The sequence below is a fragment of the Vibrio sp. Y58_MX_L22 genome, assembly GCF_024181865.1.
In the GTDB taxonomy this organism is placed as follows: Bacteria; Pseudomonadota; Gammaproteobacteria; order Enterobacterales; family Vibrionaceae; genus Vibrio; species Vibrio alginolyticus.
In genome coordinates this window covers 1-1134 of sequence record NZ_JAMZAN010000033.1, presented here as the reverse complement: position 1 = coordinate 1134, position 1134 = coordinate 1, and the positions used below count along the sequence as shown (strand labels likewise).

General features: G+C 44.4%; 3 tRNA genes and 2 rRNA genes. All 5 read right to left on the bottom strand.

The window, feature by feature from the left end:
• A 23S ribosomal RNA gene (locus NL626_RS22910) occupies positions 1-295 on the bottom strand; the annotation flags it as partial.
• Positions 296-666: 371 nt separating this feature from the next.
• Positions 667-742 (bottom strand) — tRNA-Val (locus tag NL626_RS22905).
• Positions 743-770: 28 nt separating this feature from the next.
• A tRNA-Lys gene (locus NL626_RS22900) sits at positions 771-846 on the bottom strand.
• Between the two features lie 2 nt (positions 847-848).
• A tRNA-Glu gene (locus NL626_RS22895) sits at positions 849-924 on the bottom strand.
• Between the two features lie 89 nt (positions 925-1013).
• Positions 1014-1134 (bottom strand): 16S ribosomal RNA (locus NL626_RS22890); the annotation flags it as partial.

The window sequence follows — 1134 nt, the reverse complement described above, 5'->3', positions numbered from 1 at the left end:
CTGTTCGTCTAACGCGTGTAAAGCTTAAGGGCTAGTCCAATTTCGCTCGCCGCTACTTTCGGAATCTCGGTTGATTTCTTTTCCTCGGGGTACTTAGATGTTTCAGTTCCCCCGGTTCGCCTCCTTACCCTATGTATTCAGGTAAGGATACTTACTTATGCAAGTGGGTTTCCCCATTCGGAAATCCCAGACTCAAGTGGCTTTTACTGCCTAATCTGGGCTTATCGCAAGTTAATACGTCCTTCATCGCCTCTGACTGCCAAGGCATCCACCGTGTACGCTTAGTCACTTAACCATACAACCCCAAAGAGTTTCGCGAAGCGAATCTTGAGGATGTTGTTAAACAACCAAAGTTGTCTGCAATTATTTAAACATGATGCAGACTCGATTTTGCCGGACTCAATTTTTCTTCTCCCTTACTTTAAAAAAGTAAGACAAAAGCCAAGAACACTTGAATGTGTTGTATTGGTGTTTGTCTTAAAGACAAACATTGAGAACTTTACAAACAACAATAAATTGTTGTTTTGTCAGCTTTCCAAATTGTTAAAGAGCTATGTTGCTTCACAAGGAAGTTACATTTTCTAAAGACTTTTAGAGTCAAAAAGACCAACCAGTATCAATTGCTTGTTCTGGTTTGGACGTTTTATTCCAAAAATACTTAGAGAATGGTGGGCGATACCGGGCTCGAACCAGTGACCCCCTGCTTGTAAGGCAGGTGCTCTCCCAACTGAGCTAATCGCCCACATAGTTTTAATTTTCGTGGAAGGAAATGGTGGGTCGTGCAGGATTCGAACCTGCGACCAATTGATTAAAAGTCAACTGCTCTACCAACTGAGCTAACGACCCAATGGTATCCCGTAGGGGAGTCGAACCCCTGTTACCGCCGTGAAAGGGCGGTGTCCTAGGCCTCTAGACGAACGGGACACTAAGTGAACATCTTGGGGGATGTTCTATCTCTTAAACTTCATAAACCGTATCAATCTGTGTGAACACTCATCGCAATAATCATCGTTTAAGGAGGTGATCCAGCGCCAGGTTCCCCTAGCGCTACCTTGTTACGACTTCACCCCAGTCATGAACCACAAAGTGGTAAGCGTCCCCCCGAAGGTTAAACTACCTACTTCTTTTGCAGCC